We start from the raw sequence: 17,296 nt of genomic DNA, 5'->3' as shown, positions 1-17,296 counted from the left end.
AGACTTGCGAACCACGTTCCGGGTGCGGCCCCTCGCGCGCGTGGCGGCCTCGCGGCCGCCGCGGTGCAGGCGGCGCCGGGAACGTGTTCACGCAACCACCGAACAAGATGGGCTGCGCCGCCGGCCCCGCGCCGCGCGGCGCGCCGCTGCGCCATGAAGACTTCCCGCCGACTTTCGCTGTCCCTGTCGCTATGCCTGCTGTCCTCCGCCGCGCTGCTGGGCTGCGGCGAGGACAAGGACCCCACGGCGCTCATCGCCTCCGCCCGCGGCTACCTGGAGCAAAACGACCCCAAGGCCGCCGCCATCCAGCTCAAGAACGCGCTGCAGAAGTCTCCTGACCTGGCCGAGGCCCGCGTGCTGCTGGGCCGTGCGCTGCTGGACCAGGGCGACGTGGTGGCTGCCGAGGTGCAGGCGTCCAAGGCGCTGGAGCTCGGCGGCGTGCAGGACGACGCCGTGCCCCTCATGGCCAACGTGCTGCTGGTGCAGGGCAAGGCCGACCAGGTGCTGGCGCGCTATGCGCACGCGTCGCTGTCGCGCCCCGAAGCGCAGGCCGCGCTGCACGCCGCGCTGGCGCAGGCGCACCTCACGCTCAACGACCGCGAGCGCGGCCAGGCCGAGATCGAGGCCGCGCTGGCGCTGGACCCGAAGCTGATGGCCGCGCAACTGCTGCAGGTGCGGCTGCTGGCATCCAAGCCGGACCTGCCCGGCGCGCGCAAGATGGTGCAGGACGTGCTGGCGCAGCATCCCAAGTCGCCCGAGGCGCTGCTGCTGCAGGCGGCGCTGGCCCAGGCGGCCGAGGACATGGACGCCGCCGCGCAGGCCTACCAGCAGGCGCTGGCGCTGCGCAAGGACCTCATGGCCGGCTATGGCGGCTACATCGGCCTGCTCAACCAGCAAAAGAAGTACGACGAGGCCGACAAGCAGCTCGCCGCGCTCAAGAACCAGTTCCCCGAGCACCCGCAGACGCGGCTGCTGGAGGCGCAGTCGGCGCTGCGCAAGCGCGACATCAAGGGCGCGCGCGAGGCGCTGCAGGCCGTGCTCAAGGTCGCGCCCAACCACCCTTACGCGCTGCAACTGGCCGGCAGCGTGGAGTACGAGGACGGCGCGCTGGCGCAGGCCATCGCCTACTTCACCAAGGCCAATGCGCAGGTGCCCGATTCCGTGCCCGTGCGCCAGGCCCTGGCCCAGGCGCTGCTGCGCGCGGGCGAGACCGACAAGGCGCTGGCCACGCTGCAGCCGCTGGTGGAGGACAAGTCGCCCGCCCTGGCGGCGCTCAACCTGTCCGCGCAGGCCTACCAGCAAAAGGGCGACCTCGCGCGCGCCGAGGCGCTGTTCAAGCGCGCCGCGGCGCTGGACCCGGCCGACAAGCGCACGCGCGTGGCGCTGGCGCTCAACCAGCTCGCGCGCGGCGACGCCTCGGCGCTGGAGGTGCTGCAGTCCACCGCCGCGGGCGACCAGGGCACCACGGCCGACCTCGCGCTCATCAACGAGCGCATGCGCCGGCGCGAGTTCGAGCCGGCCCTCGCCGCCATCGACGCGCTGGAGAAGAAGACCGACGGCAAGGCCCTGGCGCCGCTGCTGCGCGCGCAGGTGCAGCTCGCGCTCAAGCAGCCGGAGAAGGCGCGCCAGAGCCTGGAGCAGGTGCTCAAGGCCGAGCCCGCCAACCTGCAGGCCGCCGCGGCGCTGGCCGAGCTGGACGTGCGCGACAAGCAGTTCGACGCCGCGCGCAAGCGCTTTGACGGCGTGCTCAAGGCCGACGCGCACAACGTGGGCGCCATGCTGGCGCTGGCGCGCATACGCCAGGCCGCCGGCGAGCCCGCGCCGGCGGTGACCAAGGCGCTGCAGGAGGCCGTGCGCGCCAACCCCGGCGACCAGACCGCGCGGCTGGCGCTGGTGGAGCAGCACCTGGCGCTCAAGGACAACGCCGCGGCGCTGGTGGCCGCGCAGGAGGGCGTGGCCGCGCTGCCGGACAACCCCGCGCTGCTGGCCGCGCTGGCGCGCGTGCAGGCGCTCAGCGGCGACTTCAACCAGTCCGTCAGCAGCCTGAACCAGGTGGCCACCAAGCAGCCCAACTCGGTGCAGGCGCAGCTCATGCTGGCCGAGGTGCACCTGGCGGCCAAGAACTACGACGCGGCGCTGTCCGCGGTGGAGCGCGCGCGCTCGCTGGCGCCGCGCGACTTCAACGTGGCGCAGCGCGCGGTGGCGGCCTACCTGGCCGCGGGCAAGCCGGCGCAGGCCCTGTCCACGGCGCGCGCGCTGCAGAAGGAAAAGGACATGGCCGTGGCCGGCTTGGTGCTCGAAGGCGACATCGAGGGCTCGCAGCGCCACTGGCGCGAAGCCACGGCGGCCTACCGCGCGGCGCTCACCCAGCAGCCCGACAGCACGGCCGCGGCCGTGAAGGTGCACAGCGCGCTGCTGGCGCAGGAGGACAAGGCCGGCGCCGCCGCCTTCGCCAACAAGTGGATGGCCGACCACGCCAAGGACGGCGGCTTCATGTTCCACCTCAGCGAGGTGTCCCTGGCCCAGCGCGACTTCCCCACGGCCGAGACGCGGCTCAACGAGGCGCTCAAGCTGCGCCAGGACGATCCCATCGTCCTGAACAACCTGGCCTGGGTGCAGGTGCAGCTCAAGCGCGCCGAGGCGCTGGCCACGGCCGAGAAGGCCAACAAGCTGCGCCCCGACACCCCCGCCTTCATGGACACGCTGGCCACCGCCTTGGCCGCGGCCAAGCAGACCGACAAGGCGCTGGAGCTGCAGAAGAAGCTGGTGGCGCTGGACGCCAAGGAGCCCACCTGGCGGCTGAACCTGGCGCGGCTGTACATGGACGCCGGCAAGCGCAACGAGGCCCGCACGGAGCTGGTGGAGCTGTCCAAGCTGGGCAAGGACTTCAACGCCCAGGAAGAGGTGCAGAAGCTGCTCAAGGAGCTGTGAGCGGCGGCTGCAGCCCGCGCAGACCGGGAGCCCGGCCGCGCCGGCTCGCCGCGCCCCACCCGCGCGCCCGGGCGCCGCGTCACACGCGGTGCCCGGGCGTTTTTCGTTGCGTGCGCGGCTTACTTCTTGATCTCGACGTGCCCGCCGAATTTGAAACGCAGCGCCGACAGCACCTTCTCCGCGTAGGTGTGGTCCTGGCGCGAGCGAAAGCGCGTGAACAGCGCCGCGGTGAGCACCTCGGCGGGCACGGCCTCCTCGATGGCGGTTTCCACCGTCCAGCGGCCTTCGCCGGAGTCCTGCACCACGCCCGAGAAGTTGGAGAGGCTCTCGTTCTCGGCCAGCGCGTCGGCGGCCAGGTCCAGCAGCCAGCTCGACACCACGCTGCCGCGGCGCCAGAGCTCGGCGATGTCGGCCAGCGGCAGCTCGTAGCGGCGCTCGGCCGGCACCTGCGGCTTGCTGGCGCTGCGCATGATGTCGAATCCCTCGGCCATGGCCTGCATCATTCCGTACTCGATGCCGTTGTGGATCATCTTCACGAAGTGGCCCGCACCGGCCGGGCCGCAGTGCAGCCAGCCGCGCTCGGCGGTGGCGGTCTCGGCCGACTCGGTGCGCGCCGGGGTGCGGGCGATGTCGCCCACGCCGGGCGCCAGGGCTTCAAAGAGCGGCGCCAGGCGCTGCACCACCGGGGCCTCGCCGCCGATCATCAGGCAGTAGCCGCGATCCAGGCCCCACACGCCGCCGCTGGTGCCGACGTCCAGGTACTCCAGGCCCTTTTCGCGCAGCCCAGCCGCGCGCCGCACGTCGTCGTGGAAATGGGTGTTGCCGCCGTCGATGATCACGTCGCCGGGCGACAGCCGCGCGGCCAGCGCGGCGATCGTCTCCTCGGTGACGCGGCCGTGCGGCAGCATCACCCACACGGCGCGCGGTGCCTGGAGCTGCGCCACCAGCGCGTCCAGGTCGGCCGCGGGGCGGGCGCCCTCGGCGGCGATCCGGTCCACGGTCGCCGCGTCGGCGTCGAACACCACGCACTCGTGCCCGGCGCGCATGAGCCGACGCACGATGTTGCCGCCCATGCGGCCCAGTCCCACCATTCCCAGTTGCATCTTCAAATCCCGCTTGTGCGCCGCCCGCCGTTGGACACAGGGTGGGACAGCGCTGTCCAAAAATGGGCGCGAGTGTAATCCTGGCGTCAGGCGGTCCATGGCAGGAGGGTGAACGCTGCTGCGGCAGGCGTGCGCAATGGCACGCGGCCGCCCCGGGCGCTCCTGGCTCGGTATGGTTGCGTGGTAGAATTTTTGATTTTCCGGCCTGCGCGCGCAAATTCTGCCTCAAATTGATGGTCGCAAAATAAGGTGGATTTTCGGATATTGAATATTCGAGTTTGCCTGGTCAGTATTTGATGGTTGCGGCGGAATAGGGTGGGTGGCGCCTTCGTCAATCATGGAATATATAAATATTCCAAATATTGGGCGGGTGCTGGGCCTGGAAAAGCCAGTTGATTTTTGCCGCGCGGGTGCGCTATTGAATTGCCGGCCGATGAGGCCGATTGGGCCGGTGGCCAGGAGTTTTGGGATGTCGAATTTTTATTATCAGGACGGAACCCTGATGGTGGAGGGCTTGAGCGCGCGCGACGTGGCGCAGGCGCACGGCACGCCCGCCTACGTGTACTCGGCGCAGGCGCTGCGCGAGGGCCTGGGCACCATCCAGAAGGCTTTCGCGGCCATAGACCCGCTGGTGTGCTTCTCGGTGAAGTCCTGTCCCAACCTGAGCGTGCTGAAACTGCTGGTGGACCATGGCGCGGGGCTGGACGTGGTCAGCGGCGGCGAGCTGCGCCGCGCGCTGCAGGCCGGCGCGCCGCCTGAAAAGATCGTGTTCGCCGGCGTGGGCAAGTCGCGCGAGGAGCTGACGCTGGCCATCCAGCAGGGCGTGCTGATGTTCAACGTGGAGTCCACGGCGGAGCTGGAACGCATCAACGAGATCGCCGGCGGGCTGGGCCGCAAGGTGCAGCTGGCGCTGCGCGTGAACCCCGACGTGGCCGACGAGACCACCCACGCCAAGACCTCCACCGGCGGGCGGGAAACCAAGTTCGGCATTCCGCTGCACCACGCCGAGAAGATCATTGCCGACGGCGGCTTTGAACATGTGGACATTTGCGGCCTGCACGTGCATTTGGGCTCGCCGCTGTCGGAAGCCTCGCCTTACCTGCTGGCCATCGAGGCGCTGGAGCAGATGGAGCAGCGCCTGGCCGCCGCGGGCCGGGAAATCCGCTACATCAACGTCGGCGGCGGTTATCCGGTGAGTTATGCCTCGCCGGGGCAGAGTTTCCGCCCGGTGCTGGAAATCGGCCAGGCGATTGCCGAGCGGCTGCAGGGTTTCCGTGCACGCGGCAAGAAATTCGTGGTCGAGCCCGGCCGCTCGGTGGTGGCCAACGCGGGCCTGCTGCTGTGCCAGGTCGAGTACATGAAGCAGGGCTGGGACCACAAGATCGCCATCGTCAACGCGGGCATGAACACGCTGATCCGGCCCACGCTGTACGGCGCCTTCCACCTGATGTGGCCTGCGCAGCACGACGGCTTCACGGGCGACTGGGAAGCCGTGGCCCGGCTGCCGGCCCAGGGGCTGGAGAAGGTGGACGTGGTGGGCCCCATCTGCGAGACGGGCGACTACCTGGCGCTTGGGCGCTCGCTGCCGGCCATGAAGAGCGGCGACCTGCTGGCGGTGTTCTCCTGCGGCGCCTACGGCATGAGCATGGCCAGCAACTACAACTCGCACGGCCGCCCGGCCGAGGTGCTGGTGGACGGCAAGGAGATGCGCCTGATCCGCCGCCGCGAGGTCTACGAAGACCTGGTGGCCTTCGAGGTGGACCTGCTGAAGTAAGGCCAAGGCCAACCACGCGGGCTCCGTGCCGGGGCCGGTGTTGCTTGGCCGCCAAGGCATGCGGGTTGCACCGCCGCCGGTGGGTACAAAGGCGACTTCGCCTGCTTTACCCCACCGAACAGGAGCCCCGATGGCCGACGCACCCTACACCCCGCCCAAGGTCTGGAAATGGGAGGCCGCCAGCGGCGGCGCTTTCGCCAACATCAACCGTCCCATCGCCGGCCCAACGCACGACAAGGCGCTGCCGGTGGGCGAACACCCGCTGCAGCTCTACTCGCTGGCCACGCCCAACGGGGTGAAGGTGACCATCCTGCTGGAGGAGCTGCTGGCCGCAGGCCACAGCGGCGCGGAGTACGACGCCTGGCTCATCCGCATCAATGAGGGCGACCAGTTCGGCAGCGGTTTCGTGGAGGTGAATCCCAACTCCAAGATCCCGGCCCTCGTGGACCGCAGCCAGGAGACGCCCATACGCGTCTTCGAGTCGGGCTCCATCCTGCTCTACCTCGCGGACAAGTTCGGCGCCTTCATCCCGCAGGATCTGCCCGGACGCACCGAGTGCCTGTCCTGGCTGTTCTGGCAGATGGGCGCGGGCCCGCTGCTGGGCGGCGGCTTCGGCCACTTCTACGCCTACGCGCCCGAGAAATTCGAGTACGCCATCAACCGCTACGCCATGGAGGCCAAGCGGCAGCTCGACGTGCTCAACCGCCGCCTGGGCGAGAACCAGTTCATGGCCGGCGACGCCTACACGATCGCCGACATGGCGATCTGGCCCTGGTATGGCGCGCTGGTGCTCAACCAGGTCTATGGCGCGGCCGAATTCCTGGATGCGCCCAGCTACACGCACGTGATGCGCTGGGCCCGCGAGATCGCCGAGCGCCCGGCCGTGCGGCGCGGCCGCATGGTCAACCGCACCTTTGGCGATCCGGCGGAGCAACTGCACGAGCGCCACGACGCCAGCGATTTCGAGTTGCGCACCCAGGACAAGCTGCAGGCGGCCGGCGGCGGCAACGCCTGACGGCGGGCCCGGCTCAGCGCAGGAAGAAGCCGGTGGGGAAGGGGTCCGAATCCTCCAGCACCCACTGGTTGAAGCCGCTGACGTGGGCCGTGCCCGTGACCTCGGTGATGGCGCCGTCCAGGTCGCCCACTTTCACAGCCTCGGTCACGCGGACGGTGAAGCGGCTGCCCACGATGCTGCCGTTCACATAGGGTTCATTCAGTCCCAACTGGCCGCGCAGGAACAACTGCGCGGCCCGCCCGGACGTGCCGGTGCCCGTGGGCGATCGGTCCACTTCCCGGTCGGCGAATATGCAGACGTTGGATTGGTCCACGCCCCCGCAATTGGGTTTGCCGTCGATGACGGTGCCGTAAAGCTCATTCAGGCCCGGCTCCAGTGGATGCCGGATTTGAATTTTCTCCTTCACCGCCGCCTTGGTTTCCGCGCCCAATTGGATCAATGAGCGAACCTGTTCCGGCTTGATTTCAAGATTGGCCTGATCGCCGTTGATGTAGTAATAAAAGGCACCGCCGAACACGATGTCGCCGGTGATGCGGCCAAAATTCGGTGTTTCGACTTCCAGATCCCGCATGAATATGAAGGCGGGAACGTTCCTGAACGTCACCGCGCCGGCGCGCGTGCCGTCCCACTCGACGTGCGCCTCTATGAAGCCGGCCGGCGCGTCGAAGCCTATGCGCGTGGCCGGCGTTGTCCGCTCAACGTAACCCATTTCCACCAGCACCTTGCCGAGGGCAATGATGCCGTGGCCGCACATGTCGCTGTAGCCTTCGTTGTGTATGAATACCACGCCGAAATCGGCCTGCGGCGTGGTGGGCGGCAATAAATAGGCGCCATACATGTCGGCATGGCCGCGCGGCTCGTTCATCAAGAATTGGCGCAGGTCGTCGCGATTTGCCTTCAGCCAGGCGCGCTTTTCCAGGATGTTGCTGCCCGGCACCGGCGGCATGCCTGAAACCAATATGCGCAGCGGCTCGCCGCCGGTATGGGCGTCAATCGTCTGGAGGGTGCGAGTGAAATTCAGCATGGGGGCTCCGGTAATGCTGGAGGAGTAAGGCGTGAATTCAGGATTGCGGGGTCAGGCCGAGATTGAAAATGGCTACGCGCGCGGCAGCCAAATCCCAGGCGGCGCAACCGACGCTCTTGAAGACGATGGGACGGTTGAAATCGGCCGGCTTGCGCACGGCATGCGCCAGCGAGGCGACGCGGGACCAGTCCACGCCTGCGCGCAGCAGGTCGCCGGCCTCGTGGCGGGCACCGGCGGGGTCGTCGGCGTAGAGGTCGCTGCCGTCCAGCGTGGCCTGGCCGATCTCGGCCATTTCCGGCTTGAAGGCGCCCACGCCCACGACCAGGCGGCCGGGGCGGGCGGCTTCGTCATAGACGGGCTCGGTGCTGGTGGTGAGCGTGATGACGGCGTCGAAGTCTTGCGGCAGCCCGTCGCCGCAGGGGCGCATGTCCTTGTGCAGCACGCGTTGCTGGTCGCAGAAGGCCTGGGCACTTTCGAGGCTGCGGCTTTTCACCCACAGCGTGGTGTCCGGGTAAATCGCGTGCAGCGCCTGCACGTGGTGTACCGCCTGCGTGCCCGTGCCGAACAGCAGTACCGCCTTGGGCGGCGCTGGCAGCAGCCGCTGCAGGGCCAGCAGCGAGACGGCCGCCGTGCGCCGTCCCGTGACGGTGGGGCCGTCCAGCACGCCCAAGGGGCGGCCCGTGGCGGCGTCGAACACCGTCACCGTGCCGTGGATGGTCGGCAGGCCGCGCCGCGCGTTGGCGGGCTGCACATTCACCAACTTGTGGATGCCGATGTCGGCGGCCGTGGCCGGCATGCTCAGCATCACGCCGCCGGGGCCCAGGGGCAGCACCTGGCGCTCGGGGCTGGTGATGGCGCCGGTTTCAACGTCCAGCGCGGCGGTGGCGATGGCGGCCACCAGCGCGGGGTAGTCCAGCGCGGCGGCGGTTTCGGCCGCGTCGTAGACGGGCAGCTTGTCGATCGTTGAATTCATCGGGTACTTCAGGTGGATGGCGGTGGAGCGGCCCGCATCCGGTATTCGCCCGGCTGCGTGTTGAGCCACTTGCGAAAGGCTCGGTGGAAGGCGCTGGCGTCCTCGTAGCCCAGACGCGCGGCGATGGCCTCCACGCTCAGCCGGCTGCCGGTGAGCAAGTGGATGGCCGCGTCGCGGCGCAGCGTGTCCTTGATGCCCTGGTAGCTCGCGCCCTCGGCGGCCAGGCGGCGGCGCAGCGTGTTGGCGCTCAGGTGCAGCTCGGCCGCGACGGTTTCAAATTGCGGCCACTCGGCCCCGGATTCCACGCAAGGCTTCAGGCGGCGGCGCACGCGGGCGGCCATGCCTTCCTCATTGCGGTATTTCAGGAAGACGGAGCGCGGCGCCGCCGCCAGGAACGCTTTCAGGCTGCGCTCGTCCTGCGCCACCGGCACGGCCAGCAGCGCGGCGTCGAAGGCGATGGCGGTTTCCGCTGCCTCGAAGGCGGACTCCGGCGAGTACATGGCCGCGTATTCGCGCGCATGCGCGGGCCGCGGGTAGTCGAACCGCGCCCAGCGCAGGGGAATGCGCCGCCCGGCCAGCCAGCACATCAGGCCGTGGACGAGCACCAGGAAAGTCTCGGCGGCGAAGCGGTGGGCCTCAGGCTCGGCCACGCGGTTGTGCAGCGTCACCACGGCCTCGTCCCCGCGCTGTAGAAGCTCGCCGCCCACGTCGTCCAGCAGGCAATTGAAACCCTGCAGCACCCGCCGCAGCCCTTGCCCCAGGTCCCGTGCCGGCAGCAGCGAGCGGCAGAGCAGTTTGAAACTGCCGGACTTCATGCGGCGGGCGTCCAGGCCGAAGAACTCGTCGTCCAGCTCGCGCGCCGCCGCCAGCCACAGCGCGGCGAAGGCGTCGGCCGTCACGCGCGCCTGCGGCGTGCGCAGCAGCTCGGCCTGTATGCCGGCGGCGGCCAGGGCGCGCGCGCGGGCCGGCTCGGTGAGCCGCGCCAGCGCGGCGGCGACGAAGGCCACCGAAACGGTGTCCTTTTCCTCCACGGGCGTGGCGGCAGGTAGCGCGGCAATGGCGGCTTCGCTGCTGGGGAGCATGGCGTTCAAGGCAAAGATTTCCGGCCAGTCTAGCGGCCTGGGACTGGCAAAAACTGCCAACGCGGTTGATGCCGCAGACCATCGCGCGACGGGCGCAAGCGGCCTATCGTCGCGCTCCAGACAAGAGCTACAGCCAGGAGACGCCGCCATGACCGATTTGTCCGCCGAATTCAAGTCGCTCGCCGAGTACCGCCCGGTGCACCGGCTGCGCTTCGTCACCGCCGCCTCGCTGTTCGACGGGCACGACGCCTCCATCAACATCATGCGGCGCATCCTCATGGGCATGGGCGCGGAAGTGATCCACCTGGGCCACAACCGCTCGGTGGACGACATCGTCACCGCCGCGCTGCAGGAGGACGCGCACGGCATCGCCGTCAGCTCCTACCAGGGCGGGCACGTCGAGTTCTTCAAGTACATGGTGGAGCTGCTGCGCGCACGGGGCGGGGCCGACATCCGCGTCTTTGGCGGCGGCGGCGGCGTGATCGTCCCGGCCGAGATCCGCGAGCTGCAGGACGCCGGCGTCACGCGCATCTACAGCCCCGAGGACGGCCAGCGCATGGGCCTGCAGGGGATGATCGGCGAGATGCTCATGCGCTGCGACCGCGACCTCTGCGACGCCGCGCCCGCGGACATCGCGGCCGTTCAGGGGCATTCCGACGCCGCCTGGCGCGCGCTGTCGCAACTCGTCACGGCGCTGGAAGGCGGCGCGGTGGACACGGACCTCGTGAAGGCGCTGCACGACGGCGCCGCCCAGCGCTGCGTGCCCGTGCTGGGCATCACCGGCACCGGCGGCGCGGGCAAGAGCAGCCTCACCGACGAGCTGATCCGCCGCCTGCGCCTGGACCAGGACGACGCCTTGCGCATCGCCGTCGTCTCCATAGACCCCTCGCGGCGCAAGAGCGGCGGCGCGCTGCTGGGCGACCGCATCCGCATGAACGCCATCGGCCCCTGGCAGGCGGGCGCGCGCGTGTACATGCGCAGCCTGGCCACGCGCGCCGCGGGCAGCGAGGTCAGCGCCGCGCTGCCGGACGTCATTGCCGCCTGCAAGTGCGCGGGCTTCGACCTCGTGATCGTGGAAACCTCCGGCATAGGCCAGGGCGACGCCGCCATCGCGCCGCTGGTGGACGTGCCCATGTACGTGATGACGCCGGAGTTCGGCGCCGCCAGCCAGCTCGAAAAGATCGACATGCTGGACTTCGCCGAGTTCGTGGCCATCAACAAGTTCGACCGCAAGGGCGCGCTGGACGCCCTGCGCGACGTGGCCAAGCAGGTGCAGCGCAACCGCGAGGACTTCTGCAGGCGGCCGGAAGAGATGCCCGTCTTCGGCACCATGGCCAGCCGCTTCAACGACGACGGCGTCACCGCGCTGTACCAGGCGCTGAAGGCGCGCCTGGCCGAGCTGGGCCTGCCGCTGCGCGAGGGCCGGCTGCCGCCGGTGGACACGCGCCACAGCACGCAGGGCATGGCCATCGTCCCGGCGGCGCGCACGCGCTACCTGGCCGACATCGCCGAGGCGGTGCGCGGCTACAAGCAGCGCGCCCGCGCCCAAGCCAGGCTCGCGCGCGAGCTGCAGCAGTTGCGCGAGAGCGCGCGCATGCTGCACGAGGCGGACCCCACCCGCGACGGCGCCCGCAAGACCGTGCTGCAGCTCGCCGAGGTGCGCGCACAACAGCAGGACGCCAAGGCCGCGAAGCTGCTGGCGCAGTGGCCGGAGGTGGTGAAGGCCTACGCGGGCGACGAGTACGTCGTGAAGATCCGCGACAAGGAAATCCGCACCGCGCTCACGCACACCACGCTGTCCGGCAACAAGGTGCGCAAGGTCGTCCTGCCGCAGTACGAGGACCATGGCGAGCTGCTGAAGTGGCTGCTGCTGGAGAACGTGCCGGGCAGCTTCCCCTACACCGCGGGCACCTTCCCCTTCAAGCGCGAGAACGAGGACCCGACGCGCATGTTCGCCGGCGAGGGCGACGCCTTCCGCACCAACCGGCGTTTCAAGCTCCTGTCCGACGGCATGCCGGCCAAGCGCCTGTCCACCGCCTTCGACTCCGTCACCCTCTACGGCGCCGACCCCGACCCGCGCCCGGACATCTACGGCAAGGTGGGCAACTCCGGCGTGAGCATCGCCACGCTGGACGATTTGAAAGTCCTCTACGACGGCTTCAACCTGTGCGACCCGAGCACGAGCGTGAGCATGACCATCAACGGGCCGGCGCCGACCCTCCTGGCCATGTTCATGAACACGGCGATCGACCAGCAGCTCGAACGCTTCCAGGCCGAGAAGGGCCGCGAGCCGACGGCCGAAGAGGCGGCACAGATCCGCGCCTGGGTGCTGGCCAACGTGCGCGGCACGGTACAGGCCGACATCCTCAAGGAGGACCAGGGCCAGAACACCTGCATCTTCTCCACCGAGTTCAGCCTCAAGGTGATGGGCGACATCGCGCAGTGGTTCGTCCAGCACGGGGTGCGCAATTTCTACTCCGTCTCCATCTCCGGCTACCACATTGCCGAAGCCGGGGCCAACCCCATCAGCCAGCTCGCCTTCACGCTGTCCAACGGTTTCACGTTGGTGGAGGCCTACCTCGCGCGCGGCATGCACATCGACGACTTCGCGCCCAACCTGAGCTTCTTCTTCAGCAACGGGATGGATGCGGAGTACACGGTGCTGGGCCGCGTGGCCCGCCGCATCTGGGCCGTGGCCCTGCACGACCGTTACGGCGCCAACGACCGCTCGCAAAAGCTGAAGTACCACATCCAGACCAGCGGCCGCAGCCTGCACGCGCAGGAGATCGCCTTCAACGACATACGCACCACGCTGCAGGCGCTGATCGCCATCTACGACAACTGCAACTCGCTGCACACCAACGCCTACGACGAGGCCATCACCACGCCCACCGAGGAGAGCGTGCGCCGCGCCATGGCGATCCAGTTGATCATCAACCGCGAGTGGGGCCTGGCCAAATGCGAGAACCCCAACCAGGGCGCGTTCGTCTTGGACGAGCTCACGGAGCTGGTCGAGGAGGCAGTGTTGTCCGAGTTCGAGCGCATTGCCGAGCGCGGCGGCGTGCTGGGTGCGATGGAAACCGGCTACCAGCGCAGCAAGATCCAGGAAGAGAGCCTGCACTACGAGATGCTCAAGCACACGGGCGAGCATCCCATCATCGGCGTCAACACCTTCCGCAACCCGCATGGCGAGCCGGTGCCGGACCACATCGAGCTGGCGCGCTCCACGGAGGACGAAAAGCAGTCGCAACTGCAGCGCCTGGCCGACTTCCACGCCCGCCACGCCGGCGAAGCGCCGGCCATGCTGAAGCGGCTGCAGCAGGCCGTGATCGAGGGCGAGAACGTGTTCGGCGTGCTGATGGACGCGGTGCGCGTGTGCTCGCTTGGGCAGATCACGCACGCGCTGTTTGAAGTGGGCGGGCAGTACCGCCGTAGTATGTAGGTTTCGGGTTTCTACCGAGTTTTGGAAAGGGAAGGCATGAAGATCGAGCACATCGGCGTCATTGGCGCGGGCACCATGGGCAATGGCATCGCACAGGTGTGCGCCGTGGCGGGCATCCAGGTGGTGATGGTGGACATCTCGGACGAGGCGGTGCAGCGCGGCGTCAAGACGCTCTCCGGCAGCCTGGACCGCCTGGTCAAGAAGGAAAAGCTCACCGCCGCGCAAAAGGACGCGGCGCTGGCGCTGGTCACCGGCACCACGGACTACGCGCAACTCAAGGACGCGCAGATCGTCATCGAGGCCGCCACCGAGAACCCGGACCTGAAGCTGCGCATCCTGCGCCAGGTGGAGAGCATCGTCGGCGACGAGACCGTCATTGCCTCCAACACCTCGTCCATCTCCATCACGCAGCTCGCCGCCGTGCTCAACAAGCCCGAGCGCTGCATCGGCCTGCACTTCTTCAACCCCGTGCCGCTCATGGGGCTGCTGGAAGTCATTCGCGGCCTGCAGACCTCGGACGCCACGCATGCCCTGGCCGCGGCCTTCGCCCACGCCGTGGGCAAGACGCCCGTGACGGTGAAGAACAGCCCGGGCTTCGTGGTCAACCGCATCCTGTGTCCGATGATCAACGAGGCCATCTTCGTGCTGCAGGAGGGCCTGGCCACGGCGGAAGACATCGATGCCGGCATGAAGCTGGGCTGCAACCACCCCATCGGCCCGCTGGCCCTGGCCGACCTCATCGGCCTGGACACCATGCTCAGCATCATGGAAGTGTTCCACGAGGGCTTCGGCGACACCAAGTACCGCCCCGCGCCGCTGCTGCGTGAAATGGTCCAGGCCGGCCGCTTGGGCCGCAAGACGGGCCGCGGCTTCTACAACTACGCCTGACCGCGCGCGCGGGCCCCCAGGCGGCCCGCCCTGCGCCGCGCATCACGCTCCCCGGCTGGCGGCCGCCGTTGACACGGCGGTCCGGCAGCCGGGGTTTTTGTTTCCGGGTGTGCCCCGGCGTTCACATGCGCCGCCCCGTGCGCCTCCTTGTGGGCGCTCTACAGGCTGTTGCCCAGGCACAAGATTTCTTGCCGGCGTCACCCGCCCGCACGATGGACGAAGCCCCCGCACAGGGCTTCAATCCGGCCCACCACGCAGCAGCGGCACGCCGGCTGCTAGGGGTGCGTCAGAGGTGCAGCCATGAAGACCTTCTTGATCCTGTTGACGGCTTCCATAGGGTGCGCGGCCGTGGTGTCGGCTGCCGACAACGCACGCGCCACCTACGAGCGCGAGCGCGCAGCGTGCACGAGCGGACAGTCGGGGCAGGACCGCTCCACCTGCCTGCGCGAAGCCGCCGCGGCCTACCAGGAGGCGCGCCACGCCCGCCGCGGCGCCGCGGCCGTGAGCGACGACCGCTACGCGCAAAACGCCCTGCAGCGCTGCCAGCCGCTGCCAGCCGCTGACCGGGCCGAGTGTGAGCGCCGCATACAGAGCGGCGCCACCAGCGGCAGCGTCACCGGCGGCGGCGTGCTGCGCGAGCTGCGCAGCGTGGAGCCGGCGCAGCCCATGCCCTCCACCGACGCCGAGCGCCAACCCACGCCCAGTCCCAATCCGCCTGCACCGGCCACGCCTCCCCTGCCGGCGGACGGCGGCCCGCCGGCGCCCACCCCGCCGCGCTGACGCGGCGCCCTGTCGCATACTTGACCGCCCGGGCTGCATGGCTGCCTGCCGCCCGCGTTGCATGTCCAGGGGTGGGCGCGGTGGCCGAGCCCGTCCCGCACCGATGTTGTTACAGCCGCGCGGGCGTCAAGCCCTAGGCTGATGGTCCAGACGAGGACGGGCTGCCATGTTTCTTTCCTTTCGCGGCGCCTGGCCGCTGCGGTGCTTGGGCACCGGGCGGCAGGAGCGCGCCGATCTCAGCCGCCAGGTCACGGACCTGCAGGCGCTGCACGAGCTCAGCAGCCGGCTGCTGGAGGTGCGCTCGCTGGAGCAGCAGCTCCACCTGATTTTGCAAACCCTTTGCCGTTTTCACGGCGCCCGCTTGGGCGCGGTGCTGCTGTGCGAGCCGGACGGGTCCACGCTGCGCGTGGCCGCCGGCGAGGGCCTGTCCGAGCACACCCGCCAGGTGCTCTCCCGGCTGCGCCGCGGCGACGGCGCCTGCGGCCAGGCCGTGCAAAGCGCGCGCCGCGTGGTGGTGCGCGACGTGCAGGCCGATCCGCGCTACGCCCCATGGCATGCGCTGGCCCGCGAGCAGGGCGTGCACGGTGTGCACAGCACCCCGCTGATCGCGCTGGACGGGCAGGTGATAGGCGCCATGTCGGTCTACCTGAGCCAGGCGGACGAGCCTGACGAGCGGCTTCGCCACCTGGCCGACATCTGCGCGCGCAAGGCCGCCGTGCACGCCGATCGCGAGCGCTCGCAGCGCCGCGCCCAACGCGCTGACGAGCGGCTGGCCGGCGTGATGGCCTCCTCGCCGCTGCCCTTCGGCATCCTGGAGCCCTGCGAGGGTGCCGCCGAGGCCGATGCCGCGCCGCAACTGCGCTGGGCCTACGCCAACACGGCCGCGGCGGCGCTGTTGGGTCGCTCCATTGCGGCGCAAGCACTGCTGCGCGACACGCTGGGCGGTGACGAGGCAGCGCTGCAGCCCTTTCTCACCGCCGCGGCCGCCGGCCGCGGCAGCGGTTTCGACTGGCAGCCCCCGGGCGCGGCGCGGCGCTGCTTCCACGTCATCGCCTCGCCGGTGCCGCAGGGGCTGGCCGTGTGGTTCACCGACGTCACGCAAAGCCGCCGCCAGGAGCAGGCGCTGCGCGAGACGGACCGGCGCAAGGACGAGTTCCTCGCCACCCTCGCGCACGAGCTGCGCAACCCGCTGGCCCCCATACGCCAGGCCGCACAGGTCTCGCGCGCACCCAACGCCACCGAGGCGCAGCGGCGCTGGAGCCACGAGGTGATAGACCGCCAGGTCGGCCACATGGCGCTGCTGCTGGACGACCTGCTCGACATGTCCCGCGTCACCCGCGGCAAGCTCGCGCTGCGCAAGTGCGCCACCGAGCTGCGCGCGGTGCTGGATGCGGCCATCGAAACCGCCCGCCCGCTGCTGGACGCCAAGCAGCACCGGCTGGAAGTCGAGGCGCCGGACGAGCCCCTGTGCTTCGAGGCCGACCCGCTGCGGCTGGCGCAGATCCTCTCCAACCTGCTCACCAATGCCGCCAAGTACACCGACCCCGGCGGCCACATCCGCTTGCGCGCGCAGGTGCAGGGCGCCGAGGTGGTGGTGAGCGTGGCCGACAACGGCATTGGCATTCCGGCCGAGGTGCTGCCCACCGTGTTCGGCATGTTTTCGCAGGTGTCCGCGCACGACGAGCGCAGCGCCGGCGGCCTGGGCATAGGCCTGGCGCTGTCGCGTGGCCTGGCCGAGCTGCACGGCGGGCGCATTGATGCGGCCAGCGCCGGTGTGGGCCAGGGCAGCGAGTTCACGCTGCGCGTGCCCGTGGGCCGGGTGCGCAGCGCCAACCCCTTGGCCGAGACGCCCGCGGCCGGCCCGGCCGGCGCCTTGCGCGTGCTGGTGGCCGACGACAACGCCGATGCGCGCGACAGCCTGTCCACGCTGCTGGCGCTGCACGGCCACGAGGTGCTCAGCGCCGCCGACGGCAACGAGGCGCTGCGGCTGCTGGAGCAGCAGCGCCCGCAGGTGGCGCTGCTGGACATCGGCATGCCGGGGCGTGACGGCCACGAGGTGGCCCGCGCCGCCCGCGAGCGCCTGGGCCCCGACTGCCCGCTGCTGGTGGCCGTGACCGGTTGGGCGCAGGACCAGGACCGCTCCCGTTCGCGCGACGCCGGCTTCGACGGCCACCTGAGCAAGCCCGTGGACCTGGGCGCCTTGCTGGCGCTGCTGCAGCAAGGCCCCGCGCGGGCGGTGTAGGCGGGAAGGGCGGCCCGGCCGCCGTGGTCGTTTCCGGTTGCC

The 17,296-nt window shown here is 69.9% G+C and carries 11 protein-coding genes; 7 read left to right on the top strand and 4 right to left on the bottom strand.

The genetic code is table 11. The features are described 5' to 3' along the window. The first annotated feature begins 153 nt into the window (after positions 1 to 153). Positions 154 to 2,931 carry an XrtA/PEP-CTERM system TPR-repeat protein PrsT gene (prsT, locus tag ALA01S_RS05125; RefSeq protein ID WP_066332939.1) on the top strand — a complete coding sequence of 926 codons (2,778 nt, stop codon included), beginning with the start codon at positions 154 to 156 and terminating at the stop codon, positions 2,929 to 2,931. A gap of 119 nt (positions 2,932 to 3,050) precedes the next feature. On the opposite strand, the gene gnd is transcribed toward prsT, so the two are convergent. After that, positions 3,051 to 4,034: a phosphogluconate dehydrogenase (NAD(+)-dependent, decarboxylating) gene (gene gnd, locus ALA01S_RS05120; protein WP_066332937.1), complete on the bottom strand. Its 984-nt coding sequence runs from the start codon at positions 4,032 to 4,034 to the stop codon at positions 3,051 to 3,053. 469 nt (positions 4,035 to 4,503) lie between these two features. On the opposite strand from gnd, the gene lysA reads away from it, so the two are divergent. Together lysA and yghU are read left to right on the top strand one after the other, a co-directional pair. Then, on the top strand, positions 4,504 to 5,808 hold the full coding sequence (gene lysA / locus ALA01S_RS05115; RefSeq protein ID WP_169805852.1) for a diaminopimelate decarboxylase: 1,305 nt from the start codon (positions 4,504 to 4,506) through the stop codon (positions 5,806 to 5,808). 130 nt (positions 5,809 to 5,938) lie between these two features. Further along, positions 5,939 to 6,823, top strand: coding sequence for a glutathione-dependent disulfide-bond oxidoreductase (yghU, locus tag ALA01S_RS05110; protein WP_066332931.1), 885 nt, complete (start codon positions 5,939 to 5,941; stop codon positions 6,821 to 6,823). Between the two features lie 13 nt (positions 6,824 to 6,836). Here the strand turns inward: yghU and lhpH are convergent, their stop codons facing one another. The 3 genes from lhpH to ALA01S_RS05095 are packed head-to-tail and all read right to left on the bottom strand — an operon-like array spanning position 6,837 to position 9,902. Continuing rightward, positions 6,837 to 7,847, bottom strand: a complete 1,011-nt coding sequence (lhpH, locus tag ALA01S_RS05105; protein ID WP_066332929.1) for a trans-3-hydroxy-L-proline dehydratase — start codon at positions 7,845 to 7,847, stop codon at positions 6,837 to 6,839. Positions 7,848 to 7,884: 37 nt separating this feature from the next. Next, positions 7,885 to 8,820, bottom strand: a complete 936-nt coding sequence (gene lhpI, locus ALA01S_RS05100; protein WP_066332928.1) for a bifunctional Delta(1)-pyrroline-2-carboxylate/Delta(1)-piperideine-2-carboxylate reductase — start codon at positions 8,818 to 8,820, stop codon at positions 7,885 to 7,887. Positions 8,821 to 8,828: 8 nt separating this feature from the next. Continuing rightward, entirely contained in the window at positions 8,829 to 9,902 is a 1,074-nt protein-coding gene (locus ALA01S_RS05095; RefSeq protein WP_066333010.1) for an AraC family transcriptional regulator, read from the bottom strand. Between the two features lie 148 nt (positions 9,903 to 10,050). On the opposite strand from ALA01S_RS05095, the gene icmF reads away from it, so the two are divergent. From icmF to ALA01S_RS05075, 4 genes are all read left to right on the top strand, one after another. Continuing rightward, complete coding sequence (gene icmF, locus ALA01S_RS05090) at positions 10,051 to 13,344, top strand: fused isobutyryl-CoA mutase/GTPase IcmF (protein ID WP_066332927.1); 3,294 nt, start codon at positions 10,051 to 10,053, stop codon at positions 13,342 to 13,344. Positions 13,345 to 13,380: 36 nt separating this feature from the next. Beyond that, on the top strand, positions 13,381 to 14,232 hold the full coding sequence (locus tag ALA01S_RS05085) for a 3-hydroxybutyryl-CoA dehydrogenase (RefSeq protein WP_066332926.1): 852 nt from the start codon (positions 13,381 to 13,383) through the stop codon (positions 14,230 to 14,232). Between the two features lie 300 nt (positions 14,233 to 14,532). Beyond that, entirely contained in the window at positions 14,533 to 15,012 is a 480-nt protein-coding gene (locus ALA01S_RS05080) for a hypothetical protein (RefSeq protein ID WP_066332924.1), read from the top strand. A gap of 166 nt (positions 15,013 to 15,178) precedes the next feature. Beyond that, positions 15,179 to 17,254, top strand: a complete 2,076-nt coding sequence (locus ALA01S_RS05075; RefSeq protein WP_066332916.1) for an ATP-binding protein — start codon at positions 15,179 to 15,181, stop codon at positions 17,252 to 17,254. Positions 17,255 to 17,296 lie beyond the last annotated feature (42 nt).

The organism is Azohydromonas lata NBRC 102462 (genome assembly GCF_001571085.1).
GTDB classification, from domain to species: Bacteria; Pseudomonadota; Gammaproteobacteria; order Burkholderiales; family Burkholderiaceae_C; genus Azohydromonas; species Azohydromonas lata.
The sequence above is the reverse complement of the archived record's forward strand: the minus strand, read 5'-3'. Positions and strand labels throughout refer to the sequence as shown.